The organism is Mesorhizobium sp. M0478 (genome assembly GCF_040321305.1).
GTDB lineage: Bacteria > Pseudomonadota > Alphaproteobacteria > Rhizobiales > Rhizobiaceae > Mesorhizobium.
This window is the reverse complement of the sequence record NZ_JAMYRH010000018.1, coordinates 49,626-68,324: the sequence shown is the minus strand read 5'-3', so window position 1 is coordinate 68,324 and position 18,699 is coordinate 49,626. Positions and strand designations below refer to the sequence as shown.

The following is an 18,699-nucleotide window of genomic DNA, read 5'->3' as shown; positions in this document are numbered from 1 at the left end:
CGCACCGATGAGCGATCACGAGGCTGTCCGCACGCCTGCGGACACATCCATGCCCGGTTGGTACGGTATTCTGCCGCCTCCCAAGGCACCTGAGGTGCTGCGCGGCCGTCATAAGGCGGACTGGCTCATTGTAGGAGCTGGGTTTGCTGGCTTGGCGGCCGCGCGGCGCCTCGCACAACTGGTGCCGAACGAGCGCATAGTGGTGGTCGACGCTCAGCGCGTCGGCTGGGGTGCTGCCGGGCGCAACTCCGGCTTCATGATCGACCTTCCGCACGAGCTCGGTGGGGAGCATTACGGCGGAAGCCAGGATCACGATCAAAAACGCATCCGCATGAACCGGACCGCGATTGAATTCTCTGCTTCGGCGGCGGACGAATACGGATTGCGGAAGTTCTTCGTTCGGGCCGGCAAGTACCATGGAGCTGCAACCGATCACGGTGTTGCGGTTCTGCGCGAATTTGAGAAGCACCTGACGGGGCTAGGCGAGCCATTCGAGCCGCTCGACGCGCTGCAGTTGAAGGAAATCACTGGAACCAATTTTTTCGTCGGCGGTACCTTCACGCCAGGAACGGTAATGGCCCAGCCCGCCGGCTTCATCCGTGGGCTTGCCGAAGGCTTGTCGAGGCGTGTGCAGCTATTCGAGAATTCCCCGGTCACATCTTTACAGACCGGCAAACTGCATACGGCCAAGACGGCTGAGGGCGAGATCACCGCGCCGCGGTTGATACTGACAGTCAACGGTCATCTCGAAAGTTTTGGTTACTTCAAGAATCGCCTGCTGCACGTGTTCACCTACGCTAGCATGACGAGGCCGCTTTCCAAGAGCGAACAGACAGCGGTGGGAGGTGAGCCGCATTGGGGCTTGATCCCAGCCGATCCCATGGGATCAACCATCCGGAGGATCGGCGATCGGATCGTCGTCCGCAACACCTTCACCTATAATCCGCACATGTTCACCAGTGAGAAGCAGATCCGTCGGATCGGCGCTGTGCACGACCGATCATTCCAGGCGCGCTTCCCGATGCTGGGTCAAGCACCGATGGAATTTCGCTGGGGAGGCCACTTGTGTCTCTCTCTCAATTCCGCGCCAGCATTCGGCGAGATTGAAGACAGAGTCTTCGTTGCCGGATGCTGCAATGGCCTAGGAACGGTGCAGGGCACCCTCTACGGGATGCTGGCTGCCGATCTTGCCGTTGGCAATAACGAGCCAATGGTTGCAGACGCCCTGAAAGAGCCAAGCCCGATTCAGCTTTATCCAGAACCGCTGATGTCGATCGGCGCGCCGATGAAGTTGTGGGCGATGCAGAAGCGCGCCGGCAGAGAGCTTTAGCTTTCTCGTTCTTGCGCCGCCACTTCCCGGATCCAGCTACGCAGGCTCTGGGCGGCAGGGGAAAGCGTACGATTTTGATACCATGTGAGATAATAGCTGCCAGGGGCGGGGAGCTCGAGATCCGTCAGTCTGACGAGCTTCCCCTCGTCAATCTGCGTCTTGACAAGGCGATGCCACCCAACAGCCACCCCTTGATCGGCCTGAGCTGCCTGAAGCGCCACGAAGAACTTGCCGAAGCGCCGACCGCGGGTCGGACCATGCGAGACCCCCGCGCGCCGAAGGACCTCGTCCCAGCCAGCCCAATCGGGATCCACCCAATCGACATGCAGCAGGGGAAGATCGGCCAACGATTCCGCCGTTGCATCGCGGTGCCTGCTTGCAAACCCAGGCCCGCATACCGGGTAGATTGTTTCATTGAAAAGGAGCTCAGCATCTTCATTCGACCACGATCCGAACCCGTAGCGGATGCGCAATTCGACCTCGGCGCGGCGGTAATCGCGGGGATTGTCCGAGATAAGGTGGTCAACAGCGATATCCGGGTACCTCGTCCAAAAATCCGGCATCCGCGGGATCAGCCACGTTGACGCGAAGGCGTCCGTGCATGCCAGCGTGACGTTCTTGGAACGGTCACCGTGTTTCACATTTCGGACGATATCTGCGGCCCGCGAAAAACCGGTAGCCAACACGCCGTAAAGGTCTTCGCCGGCGCTTGTCAGCGCCACACCGGTTCCTAATCGGGTAAACAGCGGAACTCCGAGTTCGTCCTCGATCGCCTTGATCTGCCGGCTCACGGCGCCGGGAGTAACGTTCAGTTCCGCAGCAGCCAATTTGAATGACAAGTGCCGGGCAGACGCCTCGAAAACAGCCAAAGCAGTCAGGGACGGAAGGTCATAGTAGCGGCGGACCATCTCAAGCTCCAAACACTTCAATATTCGCCCGGCGCGACAGATTGGGCAAGCGAACCCCAAGATATCGGCAAATCATTTATAAGTGACGGACTATGGCTGCGATCCCCGAGCCATCGCCACAACATAGGGAAACGGTACGCACCATGCTGCGCGATCTGCGACGCTGCCCAAGCCCATGTCCGACGCAGCTAGACCTTAGCATGTCCATGGCGATATCTGGGCTCAACTACTCAACAAGGGAGTGAGACTTTTGCAGGGCCGCCCCACTGGTCTTCGCCCGCCGTTGAGAGATTATGAACCTAACTTTCCCTCTCAGAGATGGCTTGAGCTATGACTGGCATTGAAAAGAAAACTGCGGTGATCACAGGCGCGGCGGGAGGTATCGGGCAAGCGATCTCCAAGCAGTTCGTCGCGAACGGCTTTCATGTGATTGCCGGAGACGCCGACCAGGCTGGCCTAGACCAGCTCGAGGCCGAACTCAATCGAATCGGACAGAATGTCTGGAGCAACACCGGCGACCTCAGGAACAAGGCTTATTGCGAAGATTTGATCGACTATTCCATCCAGATCACAGGCAGGCTGGACGTGCTCGTCAACAATGCGGGGATCATCACGAGGGGCAATATCCTCGAGACGACCGATGAGGATTGGGAGCGGACGTTCGACATCAACCTCACATCGATATTCTACACATGCCGAAGGGCGATCGGCCATATGAAGGGCCACGGCGGCGGCGCGATCGTGAACATCGCATCGTGCTGGGGACTTTATCCCGGACCCGGGCATCCCGCCTACTGCACCAGCAAGGCGGCAGTGGCAGCGTTCTCGAAGTGCCTTGGCCGCGATCATGCCGGTGACCGGATACGAGTCAACGCGGTGTGTCCAAATGAGGTCAACACGCCGATGCTGCGCACGGGCTTCGCCAAGCGCGGCTTCAATCCCGACACTGCCATAGCGGAGCTCAACAAGACGGTTCCGCTCGGGCGCATTGCTGAGCCGGAAGACATCGCCGATGCGGTGTATTTCTTGAGCTCCGATGCCGCCCGCTACATCGCCGGCACGGCCGTTGAAGTGAACGGCGCCAAGCCGGTCTATTGAGGACACCCTATGGCTGACAGACTTGCAGGAAGAATTGCCATCATCACTGGCGGCGGCCGTGGCATCGGCGCCGGCATCACGCGACGTTTCGTGGAGGAAGGGGCCAAGGTTGCCGTTGTGCAGAGGAACCCGCCACCCGACGAGATCCTCAACGATCGCACCTTTTACGTGAAGGCGGACCTTGCGAACTCCGAGCACATCGTTTCGGCCGTTCAGGCCGTCGTCGAGCGATTTGGCGGCCTTGACATCCTCGTCAACAACGCCGGGATCATGTTCGAGAAGACCGTCGAGGAGATGACCGAGACGGACTGGGACCAGTTGATGAAGATCAACCTCAAGGCCCCATTTTTGTTAACGAAGGCGGCAATGCCGCATCTTCGCAAGCGAGGCATTGCAAGCATTGTTAACATCGGCTCGATTGAAGGCTTGGCGTCTAATCCGGGTCATCCTGCATATTCCGCTTCGAAAGCTGGCATTCACGGCTTTACAGCAGCCGTCGCCGTGGACCATGGGCACGAGGGTATCCGGTGCAATGCCATTGCGCCGGGCTGGATCAATTCTGACCTCAGTGAGATCTACATCGACAGCATGGCTGACGGCTCGCGTGTCCGCAGGGAACTGCTCGCAATGCATCCGGTTGGACGTCTTGGTGAGCCGACTGATGTCGGAAACCTTGCCGTTTGGCTTGCCTCGGAAGAAAGCTCCTTCGTGACCGGGCAGGTCTACGTCATCGATGGGGGACGCACCAAGAAGTTGCCACTGCCGATTGCGTGACGAGGAGAAGCCCGCCATTGACCGAACTTCATGTTTGTCAGGCCCTCGGATCAACTTTCTCGCTAATCCGCCTGGTGATGCGATCGATCAGGATTGCCAAAACAACGACCGCAAGGCCAGCTTCGACGCCCCTCCCAACCTGGAGACGAGAGATCGACCGAATGATTTCGTCGCCCAGGCCGCCAGCGCCGATCATGGAGGCGATGATGACCATCGATAGCGACATCATCACGCATTGGTTGACGCCTGCCATAATCGAGCGGAACGCCAGCGGCAATTTGATCAGGAACAGCACGGCCAGGCGACTTGCGCCAAAGGCCTCCCCCGCCTCGACCATTTCCGGCTCAACCATCTTGAGACCATGGGCCGTGAGCCTGATCGGCAGCGGCATGGCGAAGAAGATCGTCGCAACGATGCCCGGAACCGTTCCAACGCCGAAGAAGAACACGGCTGGAACGAGCAGCACGAACGGAGGCATCGTCTGCATGAAGTCGAGTATTGGCTCAGCCACCGCGTTCAAGCGCTTCGATTCAGCAATGAGAATGCCGATTGGTATCCCGATGGCCAGGGCGACAACGGCTGCCGTAAGCACCAGGGACAGTGTCACCATCGCCGGCGCCCAGAGATTCATGACGAGGATGAAGGCCAGCCCACATCCACTGAGGATAGCCAGCGAGAGCCGCGCGAGCAGGACACCAGCGGCCATAACGGTCGTGATGCTCAGCCAGGGCGGCGCGCTCGTCAGGACCGTGGCCAAGGGCTGCTGTATGCCCAGGATCACGGTCGAGATGAAATCGAAGACAAATCCGAAATGCATTGAGAGGTAGGACGTGAACTCGTCGATTGACGCGGCAACCGTGCCTGCAAACTCCGAAAAATCCATCCTCATGATCCTCAGCTAGAGTCGTTTGAATCGCTATTGTGCCGCGCGTTCTGCCACGGCGTTTGCCCTCGTCGTGTCGGCAGCTTTCGGTTTCTCGATCTTCGGCGTCGCGCCGGCTAACGAGGAATGGGCCGCGAGCGCTCTGAGAACGGACTTAGGGGTAACCGTCCCGACGGGCGTTCCGTCGTTCTGAACCACGATAAAAGCGCGCTGCTCTTTCGCCAGCTCATCGAGATAGGGGGCGACCAGATCGTCGGGCGCGAGCTTTACGAAGTCTTTCGACAGATGTTTCGTCCATTCCGAGATCGGCCTGTTCGCCAGTTCCACCGGCGGGCAGACGGCGTCCATAACTTGGCCAGCCGACAGCACCTTGAAGACATCGATGCCCCGCACGAAGTCCCTGACGTAGTCGCTGGCGGGGGAGAGCACGATATCGATCGGCGGGCCTTCCTGGACGACCTCTCCGTTGAGGAGAATAGCGATGCGGTCACCGATCGTTGCCGCTTCGTTTGGGTCGTGTGTCACAAAGACAATCGTCTTGTTCAGAGTGCTCTGAAGCCGAAGCAACTCCTGTTGCATCTCCTCGCGAATGAGCGGGTCGAGCGCGCTGAACGGCTCATCCATCAGCAGCACCGGCGTGTCCATCACCAGGGCACGCGCCAGGCCAACGCGCTGGCGCATGCCGCCGCTGGTTGGACGGCTTGCGGTCGCCCCATCCTCTGAGCCCTACGAGTTCGAGTGCCTTGCCTGCGCGCTCGCGTCGCTCCTTGCGTCCGACCCCGGCGACACGGAGCCCAAACGCAACATTATCGATGACCGACATGTGCGGCAGGAGCGCAAAATGTTGAAACACCATTCCGATCATGCTGGAGCGGATCTGGCGGAGTTCCTTTTTGCCGGCTTTCGTAATGTCCTGCCTATTGACCACTATCTGGCCGGCAGTGGGGTCGACAAGGCGGTTGATGCAGCGAAGAAGGGTCGATTTCCCGCTGCCTGAGAGACCCATTACGACGAAGATTTTCCCGGTTTCAATGGTTATGTTGATGTTGTTGAGCGCGACGAAACCGCCGCCCTCGTCGGGGCCGCAGGCGCCCGAACGCAGTCTGTCCAGTTTCACTTCGGGGTTGCCGCCATAAATCTTGTAGAGATCCTTGATCTCGACGGCCGGCTTTCGCGTGCTCATTCGAGGCTCCCGCGCATAATACAGGTGGTGATGCAGGGTCGGCGCGGACCCCGCACTGTTGGGAGGATGCGTGCTTCGGGATCAGGCGAGCCACGGCTCGATAATGCCCTTGCCTTTCACTTCGCCGATCCACTTTGAGGCGGCGTCTTCAGGCTTTATCCCGCCGTCGATCCAGCCCATGATCTTGGCTTCTTCGTCATTCGGGATGTGGAACCTTGTCAAAAATGCCTGGGCCTTGGGGAAGTTGGATTCAAAGTCCTTCGACGTAACGTGGAAACAGTAGAAGGGCTCTGACATCATCGTCTTCTTGGGATCTTCGAGATACCTCATCTTGAATTTTCTCCACATCGGGAGCGGCTCCCAAGTGGTGACCACGATTGGTTCGTTCTTCGAGTAAGCCCGCTGGAAGGCCGCTTCCATGGCAGCTTCGCTGCCCGGGACCAGATTGAGCTTGAGACCGTAAGCCTTCACCGTTGCATCCGCGGACTGCATGAGGCCGGAGCCGGCGTCGATGCCGATGATGCCGCCTGGGAACTTGTCGGCGTGGTCGTTGAGCTCGGCGATGCTCTTGATGTCTACATAGTCCGGAACGGCAAGGCCCTGCGTCATCGGGCCTTCCGAAACGCCGACGACTTTGATGGAACCGGCGACTTTCTTTACATAGTCCGCCTGGCGCCGTGATAGGCGCCTTTCAGCGGGCCCATCCCCTGCATATAGGAGTTCGAATAGAGGTCGGCCTTCCCGGTTTGAAGCGAGGCATAGATCACGCCTGGCTCCGCCTGCAGCGGCTGGACCTTGTAGCCGAAATTGTCCTCGATGAGCTTCGCGCCGACATAGGTGATTGCTAGCGCGTCGGACCATGCCGCGAAGGCATAGACCAGCGGCCGGGACGCGTCGGCCCTGGCGCCGTCGTCAGGCCGCTCATGACAAGCGCGGCGGCGCCGCCTGCCTTCAGCAAGGTTCTGCGCGACGTGCTCGCGCTGAGTACATTATTGACGAGATTTGGCCTTGGCATTCAAATCCTCCTGTCGCTACCCATCTGATGCCTAGATGAGTCCGAGGTTGTCGTTTTTGTTCACCTCGTCTGATCCGGGAATGGGCTGTTCTGTTCTTGCCCGGCACCAAGCAAGAACGTGCTACCACGGAACCGCGGGAGCCAGCCGACGCAAAAAAGTCGCCTCCCGATTGACTTTAGGTCGCTCGCTTTGCGGCAATGCATCATCATCTCTGCCTGTCGTGATGCCTACGGTCATGGCCGATTACGTCCAAGTTTCCGCGTTATCCGTAAGGCTGAGCTGCGACGTGGAAAGCTCCGCCGCTGCTCGACCCGACCATCTCTCGAGTCCGGGTGAGTGAGCCGGCGGCCCAGCCTGCCCTTTAGTCAACACTCGGATGAGACTTTTGCAGTAGGTCAAGGCTCAAAGCTCCGGCAATGGTTGAGTGCGGTCCGGTTTCGGTCGCGACATATTTGTCTGGAGGCCGGCATGACTGCTCAACTACACCTCTCTCGTAGAGGCGGGCGGGAAGCGAGGCGGACGATCCGCACCGCACCAAAGGTCGACATGTTGCCGACGCTCAAGCGCGGCCTGCCGGTGGTAGAGCCGATGGATGCCGAGCAGGTCGAACGCATTCACGAGGCTTCTCTCTCTATCCTGGAAGAAGTAGGCGTGGTGTTTCGCGATCCGATCGCGATTGAGGACTGGAAGAGAGTCGGAGCGGACGTGCGCGCCGATGACCGGGTTCATCTCGACCGCGGCCTAGTCATGGAGCTCATCAAGACCATTCCCCCCAACGTCGAATATTTCGCGCGCGATCCGGCGAAGAATGTCGAACTCGGAGGCAACAAATCAATCTTCGTGCCCATGACAGGCGCGCCGTACATGCGCGATCTCGATGATGTGAGGCGTGGCCCGACGATCGCGGACCTTGGGACCTTCCACAAGCTTGCCCATATGATGCCGGCGCTACATTCGTCGGCTCACCACATCGTCGAACCGATGGACATTGTCGTCGCGCACCGACACCTGCACATCACCTATTCGTCAATAAAGCATTCCGACAAGATTTTCATGGGCATGACCACCTCCCCCAAGAATGCCGAGGACGTGCTCGACATGTGCGAAATCCTTTTCGGTGAAGGCTTCCTTGAGAACCATGCAGTCACCACCGGAAACTGCAATGGCAACTCGCCGCTGGTGTGGGACCAGGTCATGCTGGGCGGCATGCGAGCTTTCTGCCGGCGCAATCAGCCCGTCTTGTGCTCGCCCTTCGTTCTCGGCGGCGCGAACACGCCAGCCTCCACCGCGGCGGCAGTGGCGCAGCTCAATGCGGAAGCGCTTTCCGCACTTGCCTACACGCAGGTGGTGCGCGAGGGCTGCCCTGCGATTTATGGGCATTACCTATCGACCGTGTCGATGCAATCGGGAGCGCCGATGGCGGGAACGCCAGAGATTTCGCTCATGAATTTCATGATCGGCCAGATGGCTCGTCGCTATAACGTGCCATGGCGCACTTCGAACTTGCTTGGCGGCGCCAAGATCTTCGATGCGCAAGCTGGCTATGAAAGTGCGATGACCATGATGGCCGTGCTGCTGTCAGGTGCAAACTACATTTGGCATTCTGCTGGCTGGAATGAAGCCGGCATGCACTGCTCGATCGCGAAATTCGTTGTCGACGCCGAAGTCTGCGCGATGGGCTATCGCATGACACAAGGCATCCAGTGGGACGATTTCGATGAAGCCTTGGCTGCGATCCGCGACGTCGGGCCAGGCGGCCATTACTTTGGCCATCCGCATACACAGGCGAACTTCGAGAAGGCTTTCTTTATTCCGAAACTCTTCGACAATAACTCGGTTGAGCAGTGGTACGCTGATGGCTCAAAGGACATCAAGCAGCGTGCCCTGGAGCATGCGCGCCGCCTTCTGGCCGAATATGAAGAACCAAAGCTCGACATCGCGAAGGACGAGGAATTGCGCGCGTATATCGATCGGCGCTCGCGGGAAATCCCCGCTGTCGACGCGCTCAACGAGGAATACTGAGCATCGTCATGCGCATTGACCAGATCAACGTCTATAAGGTTCAGCTACCCGTTAAAGGTGGCACCTACCGAATGGCCAGCGACGACGTAGACGCGCTTGACAGCACTATAGTCGAGATTGGCACCGATGACGGACTGACTGGCTGGGGCGAAACCTGCCCGGTCGGGCCGGTTTATCAGCCGCATCACGCGCTCGGCGCACGCGCGGCGATTGCCGAGATCGCCCCAGGTCTTATGGGTGCCGAGATTGCCTCGATCAGGCTCCTCACCAAATGCATGGACGAGCGCTTGAACGGGCATGGCTATGCCAAGGCAGCGTTCGACATAGCCTTCCTTGACGTTCTCGGCCAGCGGCTTGGAGTGCCGATCTCGACACTGCTGGGAGGCGCGCTCGTCGACCGTGTTCCGGCCTACTATTCGCTCATTGTTGGCCCGCCTGACGAAACGGCCAGGATAGCCGCCGACAAGGTGAAGTCAGGTTATCCACGCCTGCAGGTCAAAATCTCGGGGCGGAATCTCGAACAGGATGTGGCCTCGATTCACAAGGTTTGGGAAACGGTAGGCTACAAAGCGCGTCTCGCAGTGGATGGCAACAGGGGGCTCACTGTCGCTGCCGCCATTCATCTTGACCGGCTTTGCCACGCGATCCCCTTCGTTTTCGAGCAACCCTGCAATACTATGGATGAGATCGCCACCCTGAAGGGCAGGGTGACGCATCCGGTATATTTGGACGAGAGCACCGAAGATCAGAACGCAGTACTCAGGGCGATCTCCCTCGGCATAGCGGATGGCTTCGGCTTCAAGGTCACGCGTCTCGGCGGCCTCACCAAAATGGCGACAATCCGCGACGTTTGCGCCATCCGCTCGCTACCGCACAGCTGTGATGACGCATGGGGTGGCGACATAATCGCGGCGGCTTGCGTGCACTTAGGTTCCACTGTGGAGCCGCGCCGTTTTGAGGGCGCCTGGATCGCGCAGGAATATATCGAAGGACATTTCGACGCGAAGAATCCGATTGTCATCGAAAACGGTCACATCGCCGTACCGCAACTGCCCGGCCTCGGCATCAAACCGGAACCCGGCATGTTCGGTCAGCCAGTAGCCACGTACGGATCCTAGTGAACGCACCCGCCAACGTTAGAGCAATCACGTCGTTGGCCACGCCGAAAAAACCGGCGGCGGCCGATCGACCGTTTGACCTGGTGGTTCTGGTCTTACCCGGGTTCTCGCACCTGGCGCTTCACGCCTATATTGAACCCTTTCGCATCGCAAACACGGTGTCGAGCCTGCCGCTGTTCCGGTGGCGCATCGCGGGGCTTGACGCTCGGCCGATCGAGGGCGCCAACGGCCTTTCGGTTGCTGTTGATGTCACGATAGACGAACTGGTTTTCGGCTCCGACGATCGAAGACCGAACCAGCTCGCTATCGTAACGGGCGAACCGGTAGAACAGCAACTGACGCCTGAGCTCAACGGATTTCTGCGAACGATGGCGCGTCGCGCGGTGCCGATATCTGCGGTGGGGACAGCGACATGGCTGCTCGCTCGTACGGGGCTTCTGGCAGGTACACGCTGCACGATACACTGGTCGCGGCTCGCTGCTTTTGCCGAAGTATTCAACCAACCCCGCATAAGCGATTCCCTGTTTGTCAAGGACGGCCAGTTTTCAACCTGCGCAGGAGAACTGGCAGCTTTTGACCTGGCCGTCGATCTGATCGGCAGCCATGCCGGCGGGTATATTGCACAGGAGGTCTGCCGCCACTCGACTGTCCAAGGTCAGCGCTCAGGATCAAACCGCCAGACCGGGCCGTCGGGTCTAGCCTTTGCGGGTGTCAGCGACAAGCTCCTGATGTCAATGCGAATCATGGAGGAAAATGTAGAGTTCCCGCTGACAATGGAGGAGGTCGCGCAACGGGCCGGAGTATCGCGGCGCCAGCTGGAGCGCTTGTTCGCTTCCCATATCGGAGTTCCGCCAGTGCGTCACTATCTCCGCATTCGCACAGACCATGCGAAGCGCCTGATCGAAGGCACACGAATGCCCATCATTGACGTTGCCATGGCCTGCGGGTTTACGTCTGCTTCGCATTTCGCAAAGTGCTTCAGAGCCTTCAATCGAATGTCTCCGCAGCAGTGTCGAGCGATAGTGCCGCCTTGGGTTGGGCCCGGCTTAAGATGATAGTTGGTGTTTGAATTTAGCGGAGAACAGCGCCCCCTCTATCCATGGCAAATGTTCGGAGTCGATCTGCCCAGCAACAAATCAGAAAGCGTTGCAACAATACGCCCGGATCTTTGGCCTCAAAGCGGCGACATGCGCCTACTCCGTTGTCCTCTTCTCTGTCGACCCAAGTTCACCGGGCGACCATTTGATTGAGGGCTTTTGACAACGCCCCGATGATGGTGGCGCAGGACGATCACGATTGTACCATGCAGGGGTGGCGAGGATTTCATTTCGCAAGAAGATCTCTCCGATTGCGTTATTGCGTTGGGAAGATGCTGTAGCTTCTCCGTGATGGCCGTTCGAACAGTCCAGCGCAGCTGCGGTTGGTGACGACTATGCGAAGATCACGCAGCGCCTTGTGGCATTCTAAGGCCGTCAGCTCTGCTTGCTAAGACCGGCCGCAGTTATGCGGGCCCGGCTTATGGCGGAGTCTCCAGGTCAGAATGGCGCGCAGCAGACGGACAAAGCGATTGAGCTAGGACAATGACGAAGAACATGCCGCCTCTCTTCGAGACATTTCTGGAAAAGTTGTCGGAGAGTGTCGATGAAACAGATTTCCGGGATGCCATGGCTGGGGCGGCCGCAGCACTTGATCTACTCACCTTTGCCTATCTGTCTTTGCCGTTGCAGTCTTGTGGCGAGCCCAAGCTGATCTCAAATTATCCACCTCCCTGGACCGCGCACTATCTGCAAAACCAGTATCAGAAAGTCGATCCCGTCATTATACGTGCGCGATGTGGCGGCTCCCCATTTCAATGGCCGGGGTCGGATTTGCGTTGCATTGAGATGTTGCCGGCTCAAGAGAAGCTATTCGATGAGGCGGCCCAGTTCAGCATCCGGTGCGGTTTGACAATCCCGATTATCGATCGCAGAGGCTGTGTTGCAGCTATCACCTTTGCCGCTGACAAGCCCAATTCCGCCTCCCTGCGCGTTGCTGGGCGATACGAACAGGCGCTCCAACTCATGGCGACATGTTTTCACATTTATGCTCGTCGAAAGCTGTCCGGCAATCGAACAGTGGACGGCGTTCCGTTGACACCTCGTGAATATGAATGCCTTCAATGGGCCGCGCGCGGCAAGTCCTCTTGGGCTGTCGGCTGCATCTTGGGCATCAAGCCGCGTACCGTCGATTTCCACCTCGACAATGTGAAGAAGAAGCTCGGCGTGCACACCAAGGATCAGGCCGTAGCCCTGCTGGCCTCATCACGATCTTCAATTCTCTGAGAAGCTGAATTCGTCTTTGGTTCTATTGAGCATGAGCAAAGGCTGTTTTCGGCTGGCCATTCGCCTCCAATGCAAGGTCATCCCTTCCTCTAGACGCATCATGATGCACTTATTGCGGCTGGTTGGTACTGACTTGGCAACGAATTACATGCACCCTCTACGATACCGCGTTTTCAAGGGGAGGCCCCACGGATGTGCGGACGAATGTCGGGCGGGGCGACCATGTTTTGCGATACTGTTTGTGCTGTTGGAAGGAAAGACGGCGCCCAAGGAACCGAGCGTCTGGGAAAGCACCGCCGTGCGCTCGATGTTACGTCATCCACCCCCGAAGCGAGCGGGTAGCGTTCTGTTGGTTTACGAGCTCTTCACAGCTATGATCGAGTTCGGCCCGTCCCGCTGTGCCGGCCCAATTGTCACCGTCACCCATCTGTCCATGGAGCGCATGCTTCGCCGCGCCGGCCGCGCGGACCGGAAACCCACACAAAAACCCGCGGCGTGGCCGCATATCAACGGCTCCAACGAGACGGTGGATGCCGTTCGGCTATGGCGGGTTCATGAGCCGGCGATGTGATGTCGGGCCGTCGTGATCCTGGCGGGCCCGGGCCATGAACTGGGCAGAAGGCAGCGCCGCCGGCCGGCCGGACCGGTGGAAGGCTACCACACCATCGTCGCGTCGCGCGTCGACCTAGCGCGTTAAGGCGATTCTGTCTCGCGGACTCTCTCAGGCGTGATGGGGCGACATCTCCAATCCCCGAGTTCGAGGAGTGGTGCTCAATCCGTACGTCGCCATATGGACCCTATCGATCTGCCCGCCTGGCAGTTGAGACACCGGCTGCGGGCCTTTAATGTATATCATCTTTTTAGCTACGCCCGGATGACTGCCAGATCCTTGTGTCCACCGCAAGCGCGTGGCCGTCGCCTCTGCCTCGTCCTCCAGGCCTTCGGCGGTTCGCCTGCCGGTGGTGGAACGGGAAATGGTTGTGTGCGTCAAGTTCTGCAAAATGGGGCGGCTATGATGCTGGTCATGCGGCTTGGCGCAGAGCGAGCTTCTTGTGCTCGCGCAGGTCGTCCATGTTGATGTATCGGTTGGCCTCCATCCAGTTTTCATTGGTCTCGACGGCCAACGCCCTGACCAGGCGCAGGCGGCTTTCGGTGTTGGGGAAGATGCGCACGACATAGGTGCGCCGGCGGATTTCCTCGTTGAGCCGCTCCAGCATGTTGGTGGATTTGAGATGCTTGTGGTGCTGTCTCGGCAGCCTGAAGAAGGTCAGGGTTTGTTCGATGGCATCCTCGGCCCAGCCTGTCAGGCGCGGATAGCGTGCCGACCATTTGGCAAGCCATGCGGCAAGATCAGCCCTGGCCTCTGCGAGATCGCGCCGGTCGTAGAGCCAGCGCAATTCCTGCAGGCAGTCGTCGCCGTGCTTCCTCGGCAGATGATCGAGCGCGTTCCTGAGGAAGTGCACGTAGCAGCGTTGCCAGGCGGCTTCGGGGATCACCTCGCCGATCGCTGCCACCAGGCCGGCGTGATCGTCGGACACAACCAACTCGACGCCCTTGAGGCCGCGCGCCTTGAGGCCGACGAGGAAGTCCCTCCAGGCCGAGCGGCTCTCGCGATTGGCCATCTCCACGGCCAGGATCTGGCGCCTTCCGTCCAGTCGATACCGACCGCGATCAGCACCGCCTGGCTCATGACAACACCGGCTTCACGCACCTTCTCGTAGCGCGCATCGAGGATGAGGTAAGGAAACGGCTCTTGAAGGGGGCGCCTGGCAAAGGCAGCGAGGCTCTCGTCCAGCCGCTTGTTGATGGCCGAGATCGACGAGGCCGAGAAGGCATGGCCGCACAGTTCTTCCGTGATCGCCTTCACCTTGCGGGTCGACACGCCCTGCACATACATCTCCGCCAGTGTCGCCACCAAGGCCCGCTCGGAACGCTGGTAGCGCTCGAACAGCTCGGTGGAGAAGCGCCCGGCCCGGTCCTGCGGAACCCGCAGCTCGAGCTTGCCGACCCGCGTCACAAGGGTACGGCCGTAATAGCCCGAGCGATAGCCAAGCCGTTCGGGCGTGCGCTCGCTCTTCGAGGCACCCAGCGCCTCGTCCATCTCGGCCTCAAGCACCTCCTGCATCACCGCACGGAGCACTTCGTGCAATCCATCCGGGTTCGAAAGCAAAATGTCTTTGACGGCAGCGCTGGCGGTCTTAACTTCAGTCTTGGTCATGGTGGCGTTCCTTCGCGGGAATCAGGTGACGTGAACAATCACCAGCCTGCCATGACCGCCCCCTCTCAGCGAATTTGCAGAACTCTCAGCACACTACCTGGGAAATGCCGAAACCCTGATCGGCGAGCGAGGTTCAGGCCGGCCGGTGAGCATCCTGCCGACTCTGCGTGGAGGCGTTCGCCGCGCCATCCAGGACATGGAGCGCACGGTGTAATTGTTCAGCCGGCGAACAATTCCTTGTAGCCAGTAGTGACCATCCAGTTCGCACGGTCGAGATGGCTACGAAGAGCCTTCCTGGCGCGCTCCGGTTCGCGTGCTGGATCGATGCCGAGGATGACGTGGGCCATCTCTTCTTCGCTCGCATCATCGGCGGAGGCGTCTAGGAGCCGCATATAAGTCGTGAAATGCGATTTATCGTAGACCGTGAGGCTGTCCGAGCAGTGCACTTCGTCGGCAATTGGCGTGTTCGACTTAGGCTGTAACATCGCTGGTTATACCTCCGGAAAACGGCCTCCGCGAAGCCCTCCGCCAGCGGATTTAGATGCTCAATGTGGATTACATATTATAGTTGATAAACTCAAGCTGCGTAATCCGCTGGCTGTCGTGCATGGATATGCGCAGGTTAGTCGGACGTAATGTGCAGAGCATCAGGCTAAGGAAGCGTCTGACGCAGGAGCAGCTTGCCGAGATTTCCGGGTTCAGCCAGCAGTACATCAGCGGCTTAGAGAAAGGCCGAAGAAATCCGACGATCATCACGATCTATGAACTGGCATTGGCTCTCGGCGTCAGCCACACGGATCTGGTTCGGCCCGACAAACAGACCTGACCCACCCGACTTTCAAGTAATTGCTACGGGCCCGCGTGCGTGACATCGCGGAACCGCGCCGGTCTTCTTCGCAGGCCCAGCCATCTTGTCCCGTTCGGCTTCGCGCCCCTGGCCCGGGCAGCCTATCGGTGACGCCGAGCCCGAATAACGGCTTCTTCAAGTCTCCCGACAATCGGCTGTTATGCGCTGGATGAAGTCGGCGTGGAAAGGGCGCCTGAGGCGCCCTTTCATCTCAGATCGGCTGTCGCACCTTTGCGTCGCGCATCAGAAGCGGTAGGTGACACCTGCGCCTATCAGCCAGGGATCAAGCTCCGCCTTCCCCGTCTGCCTCGCGCCGTCGACGGTGACCTCGAAGTCTGGCTTGAGGAACAGCTTCTTCACGTCGAAGTTAACACCCCAGTGCTGATCCACCATGTAGTCGAATCCGACCTGCAGCGCCGTGCCGAAGGTGTTCTCAACATTGAGAGCATCGGCGCTGCCGGCATCCTGGTCATAGAAGATCGTGTAGTTCACGCCGGCGCCTACATAGGGCTTGAACGCGCCGAAATCGGTAAAATGATACTGCAATGTGAGCGTGGGCGGCAGCAGCCAGACCTTGCCGATATTGCCCAGCGCGCCGATCGCTCCTTGGCCCTCGATGTTGGCGTAGGTGGTGCCGAGGATAAGCTCGGCGGCGATGTTGTCCGTGAAGAAATAGGAGATATCGAGTTCCGGCGTCAACGTGTCCGAATAGGAAAGACCAGAGCCGGGCACCGCATTGACGTGACCCGAATCCTCAGGGATGACCCCCAACCCACGCAGCCGGATCTGCCAAGGGCTTGGCGCTTCCGTGACAAAGGCTCCTGCCTTCGGGACGGTAGCAGCTTGCGCAAGGTCCGCCGCAATGGCCTGCTGTCCCATCACGATGAGGACAACGGCCGCTGTTACTCCCCGCGCGGCCCGCATTTTGTTTCTCGCCATGATATTGTCTCCTTGCTCTTCAGAAATAATGCATTCAACTACGAAAAGTCATGCTCGAATTGCGTGATATTGGCGGAGCGCTCACGCGCAGTGTGCGTGGGACCGCGCACACACATTTGCGCCGTGCTCGCAATCATCCACCTGTACTCACTTACAAGTAAGCGGGATAACCAGAGGCCTGCAGCTTTGCGACCATCTTACGCGCGTGGCCTGGGTGGGCGCGTTCGGCTCGCTTCGTGGTGGCGAGCAGGATCTGCGTAGGCGGCAATGGTGGTCCCGGCCCCACAGCGAGGGCGGATTTCTGGCCGTCTTGCCAGAATTGTAGAGGTACTGACCGCGCCGCATGAACACGGGAATCTTGTCGGGACGGTCGAAGATCGCTGTCAGCGCGTCTTGGTCACGATTGAACTGTGTTCCACCGAACTGCCCCAGGGTCCTGGCCTGGCTGGCGGCCCAGGCAATTGTCTGTTCTCCTTCCACATCTTCGAGCCAAAGATAGGGATCATCGTGCGGGGCATTCAGCGTTGGTTGGAAATCGAATACGGTCATGTCCGGATATCGTGAAGTATGGTGTCGACTGGAAAATAACCGCAACGTCCTGTCGGCTCGGAAAGGCCCGGTTTTCGCAGCTGCGACTGCATGTTCGGCGGGCTCGATCATGATATGATTTCTCCTCAGTCCTTGCCGCAGCGCGTTTGCGGATAGTCTTGCACGTGTCGTGCCAAACGAGAAAACCATTTCACAACAATGACATGGCTCTGACTGCCGTGTGCCTCATGTCGACTTTGTCGCAGACCCGACAACGAGTGCAGCCGTGACCGCCCTGGTAGAATCTCCTGTGCGAGCTCGTGGGCACTGCGGAATAGCAGTGAAGCTCACCGCGAACTGGCCGAGCTTCGGATCGACATCGGCGACGGGACGATTGACGACCACGACGTTGCCGGTGTCGGGCACGGCACGGCCTGAGGAGCTCCGCGGCAGCGATCATCGAAAGCCTGCGTTTACGAGGGCTCCCATTCCTGGCTGACCGGTAGGCGCGCAAAAGACTGCTGCCTCATCCCTCCGCCTGGATTGAGCCGCAGGGATGGAATGGCGTCGTGCTTTGGACCGGCAGAATAACCAATTCTGTTCCGGCTATCTGTACAGAGATTCATTGATGCGCTTAGGCCGGGCATCCGCCCATCCGCGACCATCTGAGCATGAGCATCGATCCTTCACCAAGAAAGAGAATTGCTTCCCATGAGAGAGGCCTCGCGGCGGACATGAGTTTGCGTCACTCTTCGTGATCGCGGCCTCCGAGGATGTCGGGATCGAGCCAGTGCAACGGCACGATAGGGCGAAGGATCTGGCAGCTCTTGCAACTGCTGAGCTCGATGGACACGGCATATCGTGATCTGTCCGACAGAGACGCAGGGTTCTGCACTGTCCGTTCATGAAGACTGTGCTGGTCCCCACAAGATAGAAGTATTCTGATGCAGAGGGTGCCCGATTAGCTATTCGGAAAACTATTTTATCCGAAGTGCAAATCGGGCGCCGCCCTGAAGCGTCCCCCCTCAATGTCGGATGTCGGACAGGATCGTAAATCCGCCAACCCGTTGTTTAATAAAGATTCCTTCTCTGGCACGGCCCATGCATGGGACTCTGCGAACGCATCAGCGAGACGTCGTCCATGATCATGCGCACCGAAAATGCCGTCGCCGTAGTGAACGTCGCCGTAGTGAACACCGCGCTCTCGCCTGCCATCAAGCCGCCGAAAGGCCGGCGCGTCATGGTCGGGCCGGCGATTGGGCCGGCTTCAAACACCTTAATGAGCCTGCAAAGCGTCTCGCGTGACGGCGACGCGGGCATCCAGACGAACGGAAAGACATACGTCGTTGCCCCACGTCGCCGGCCTGACCCCTCGATTTCACCGCGCTGGAATGCTCCGGTCTACATTCGACGACGCGAACGCGCTGGACAAATTCTCGCAAACCCGGTCGGGACCGGTGCTCCGAACGTCCGCGAGGGGGCCTAATGGCTGTGGCCGATATTCGCCGCGAACA

17 protein-coding genes and 2 pseudogenes are annotated in these 18,699 nt (G+C 59.1%); 10 read left to right on the top strand and 9 right to left on the bottom strand.

What is annotated here, in order from left to right; translation table 11 throughout:
- Window positions 1–7 precede the first annotated feature (7 nt).
- Window positions 8–1,330 (top strand): NAD(P)/FAD-dependent oxidoreductase, encoded by a 1,323-nt coding sequence (locus NKI64_RS29230; RefSeq protein WP_352671621.1) that lies wholly within the window; start codon window positions 8–10, stop codon window positions 1,328–1,330.
- Here the strand turns inward: NKI64_RS29230 and NKI64_RS29225 are convergent.
- Window positions 1,327–2,238, bottom strand: a complete 912-nt coding sequence (locus NKI64_RS29225; protein WP_023816952.1) for a LysR substrate-binding domain-containing protein — start codon at window positions 2,236–2,238, stop codon at window positions 1,327–1,329. The two genes, NKI64_RS29230 and NKI64_RS29225, sit on opposite strands and share 4 nt — an antisense overlap.
- A gap of 330 nt (window positions 2,239–2,568) precedes the next feature.
- Here NKI64_RS29225 and NKI64_RS29220 point away from each other — a divergent pair, with 330 nt between their 5' ends.
- Window positions 2,569–3,336, top strand: coding sequence for an SDR family NAD(P)-dependent oxidoreductase (locus NKI64_RS29220; protein ID WP_023816951.1), 768 nt, complete (start codon window positions 2,569–2,571; stop codon window positions 3,334–3,336).
- A gap of 9 nt (window positions 3,337–3,345) precedes the next feature.
- The gene (locus tag NKI64_RS29215) at window positions 3,346–4,110 is read left to right on the top strand and encodes an SDR family NAD(P)-dependent oxidoreductase (protein WP_023816950.1); all 765 of its coding nucleotides are present in this window, start codon (window positions 3,346–3,348) and stop codon (window positions 4,108–4,110) included.
- A 37-nt stretch (window positions 4,111–4,147) separates the two neighbouring features.
- Here NKI64_RS29215 and NKI64_RS29210 read toward each other — a convergent pair whose 3' ends face one another.
- From NKI64_RS29210 to NKI64_RS29195, 4 genes and pseudogenes are all read right to left on the bottom strand, one after another.
- Window positions 4,148–4,993, bottom strand: coding sequence for an ABC transporter permease (locus tag NKI64_RS29210; RefSeq protein WP_023690615.1), 846 nt, complete (start codon window positions 4,991–4,993; stop codon window positions 4,148–4,150).
- Between the two features lie 33 nt (window positions 4,994–5,026).
- A pseudogene (locus NKI64_RS29205) lies at window positions 5,027–5,999 on the bottom strand (ATP-binding cassette domain-containing protein).
- Window positions 6,000–6,257: 258 nt separating this feature from the next.
- Window positions 6,258–6,815 carry a glycine betaine ABC transporter substrate-binding protein gene (locus NKI64_RS29200; RefSeq protein WP_352671677.1) on the bottom strand — a complete coding sequence of 186 codons (558 nt, stop codon included), beginning with the start codon at window positions 6,813–6,815 and terminating at the stop codon, window positions 6,258–6,260.
- A gap of 17 nt (window positions 6,816–6,832) precedes the next feature.
- A complete protein-coding gene (locus NKI64_RS29195; protein WP_352671674.1) occupies window positions 6,833–7,057 on the bottom strand; it encodes a glycine betaine ABC transporter substrate-binding protein in 225 nt (74 codons plus the stop codon).
- A gap of 603 nt (window positions 7,058–7,660) precedes the next feature.
- Here NKI64_RS29195 and NKI64_RS29190 point away from each other — a divergent pair.
- The 5 genes from NKI64_RS29190 to NKI64_RS29170 all read left to right on the top strand — a co-directional run bounded on the left by NKI64_RS29190 (window position 7,661) and on the right by NKI64_RS29170 (window position 13,224).
- Complete coding sequence (locus tag NKI64_RS29190; RefSeq protein WP_352671616.1) at window positions 7,661–9,214, top strand: trimethylamine methyltransferase family protein; 1,554 nt, start codon at window positions 7,661–7,663, stop codon at window positions 9,212–9,214.
- 8 nt (window positions 9,215–9,222) lie between these two features.
- A complete protein-coding gene (locus NKI64_RS29185) occupies window positions 9,223–10,332 on the top strand; it encodes a mandelate racemase/muconate lactonizing enzyme family protein (RefSeq protein WP_023816945.1) in 1,110 nt (369 codons plus the stop codon).
- A gap of 35 nt (window positions 10,333–10,367) precedes the next feature.
- Entirely contained in the window at window positions 10,368–11,387 is a 1,020-nt protein-coding gene (locus NKI64_RS29180; protein ID WP_023690620.1) for a GlxA family transcriptional regulator, read from the top strand.
- Between the two features lie 537 nt (window positions 11,388–11,924).
- Window positions 11,925–12,653, top strand: coding sequence for an autoinducer binding domain-containing protein (locus NKI64_RS29175; protein ID WP_031206291.1), 729 nt, complete (start codon window positions 11,925–11,927; stop codon window positions 12,651–12,653).
- A 31-nt stretch (window positions 12,654–12,684) separates the two neighbouring features.
- A complete protein-coding gene (locus NKI64_RS29170) occupies window positions 12,685–13,224 on the top strand; it encodes an acyl-homoserine-lactone synthase (protein ID WP_031206289.1) in 540 nt (179 codons plus the stop codon).
- Between the two features lie 451 nt (window positions 13,225–13,675).
- Here the strand turns inward: NKI64_RS29170 and NKI64_RS29165 are convergent.
- Window positions 13,676–14,871: pseudogene (locus NKI64_RS29165) on the bottom strand (IS256 family transposase).
- Between the two features lie 218 nt (window positions 14,872–15,089).
- Window positions 15,090–15,356 (bottom strand): DNA -binding domain-containing protein, encoded by a 267-nt coding sequence (locus NKI64_RS29160; RefSeq protein ID WP_023816339.1) that lies wholly within the window; start codon window positions 15,354–15,356, stop codon window positions 15,090–15,092.
- A gap of 122 nt (window positions 15,357–15,478) precedes the next feature.
- Between NKI64_RS29160 and NKI64_RS29155 the strand changes: the two genes are divergently transcribed.
- Window positions 15,479–15,697 (top strand): helix-turn-helix transcriptional regulator, encoded by a 219-nt coding sequence (locus NKI64_RS29155; RefSeq protein ID WP_023690571.1) that lies wholly within the window; start codon window positions 15,479–15,481, stop codon window positions 15,695–15,697.
- 264 nt (window positions 15,698–15,961) lie between these two features.
- On the opposite strand, the gene NKI64_RS29150 is transcribed toward NKI64_RS29155, so the two are convergent.
- Together NKI64_RS29150 and NKI64_RS29145 are read right to left on the bottom strand one after the other, a co-directional pair.
- Window positions 15,962–16,657, bottom strand: coding sequence for an OmpW/AlkL family protein (locus tag NKI64_RS29150; RefSeq protein WP_023690572.1), 696 nt, complete (start codon window positions 16,655–16,657; stop codon window positions 15,962–15,964).
- A gap of 147 nt (window positions 16,658–16,804) precedes the next feature.
- Window positions 16,805–17,206 carry a hypothetical protein gene (locus tag NKI64_RS29145; RefSeq protein ID WP_352671610.1) on the bottom strand — a complete coding sequence of 134 codons (402 nt, stop codon included), beginning with the start codon at window positions 17,204–17,206 and terminating at the stop codon, window positions 16,805–16,807.
- Between the two features lie 1,120 nt (window positions 17,207–18,326).
- Here NKI64_RS29145 and NKI64_RS29140 point away from each other — a divergent pair.
- Entirely contained in the window at window positions 18,327–18,671 is a 345-nt protein-coding gene (locus NKI64_RS29140) for a hypothetical protein (protein WP_352671607.1), read from the top strand.
- Window positions 18,672–18,699 lie beyond the last annotated feature (28 nt).

Excerpts from the sequence above, each read along its gene's own strand:
- NKI64_RS29140 (WP_352671607.1), top strand. The coding sequence starts at position 18,327 with ATGATCATGCGCACCGAAAATGCCGTCGCCGTAGTGAACGTCGCCGTA.
- NKI64_RS29155 (WP_023690571.1), top strand. The coding sequence starts at position 15,479 with ATGGATATGCGCAGGTTAGTCGGACGTAATGTGCAGAGCATCAGGCTA.
- NKI64_RS29230 (WP_352671621.1), top strand. The coding sequence starts at position 8 with ATGAGCGATCACGAGGCTGTCCGCACGCCTGCGGACACATCCATGCCC.
- NKI64_RS29175 (WP_031206291.1), top strand. The coding sequence starts at position 11,925 with ATGCCGCCTCTCTTCGAGACATTTCTGGAAAAGTTGTCGGAGAGTGTC.
- NKI64_RS29145 (WP_352671610.1), bottom strand. The coding sequence starts at position 17,206 with ATGACCGTATTCGATTTCCAACCAACGCTGAATGCCCCGCACGATGAT.
- NKI64_RS29210 (WP_023690615.1), bottom strand. The coding sequence starts at position 4,993 with ATGGATTTTTCGGAGTTTGCAGGCACGGTTGCCGCGTCAATCGACGAG.
- NKI64_RS29220 (WP_023816951.1), top strand. The coding sequence starts at position 2,569 with ATGACTGGCATTGAAAAGAAAACTGCGGTGATCACAGGCGCGGCGGGA.
- NKI64_RS29215 (WP_023816950.1), top strand. The coding sequence starts at position 3,346 with ATGGCTGACAGACTTGCAGGAAGAATTGCCATCATCACTGGCGGCGGC.
- NKI64_RS29170 (WP_031206289.1), top strand. The coding sequence starts at position 12,685 with ATGAGCAAAGGCTGTTTTCGGCTGGCCATTCGCCTCCAATGCAAGGTC.
- NKI64_RS29225 (WP_023816952.1), bottom strand. The coding sequence starts at position 2,238 with ATGGTCCGCCGCTACTATGACCTTCCGTCCCTGACTGCTTTGGCTGTT.
- NKI64_RS29160 (WP_023816339.1), bottom strand. The coding sequence starts at position 15,356 with ATGTTACAGCCTAAGTCGAACACGCCAATTGCCGACGAAGTGCACTGC.
- NKI64_RS29150 (WP_023690572.1), bottom strand. The coding sequence starts at position 16,657 with ATGGCGAGAAACAAAATGCGGGCCGCGCGGGGAGTAACAGCGGCCGTT.
- NKI64_RS29185 (WP_023816945.1), top strand. The coding sequence starts at position 9,223 with ATGCGCATTGACCAGATCAACGTCTATAAGGTTCAGCTACCCGTTAAA.
- NKI64_RS29190 (WP_352671616.1), top strand. The coding sequence starts at position 7,661 with ATGACTGCTCAACTACACCTCTCTCGTAGAGGCGGGCGGGAAGCGAGG.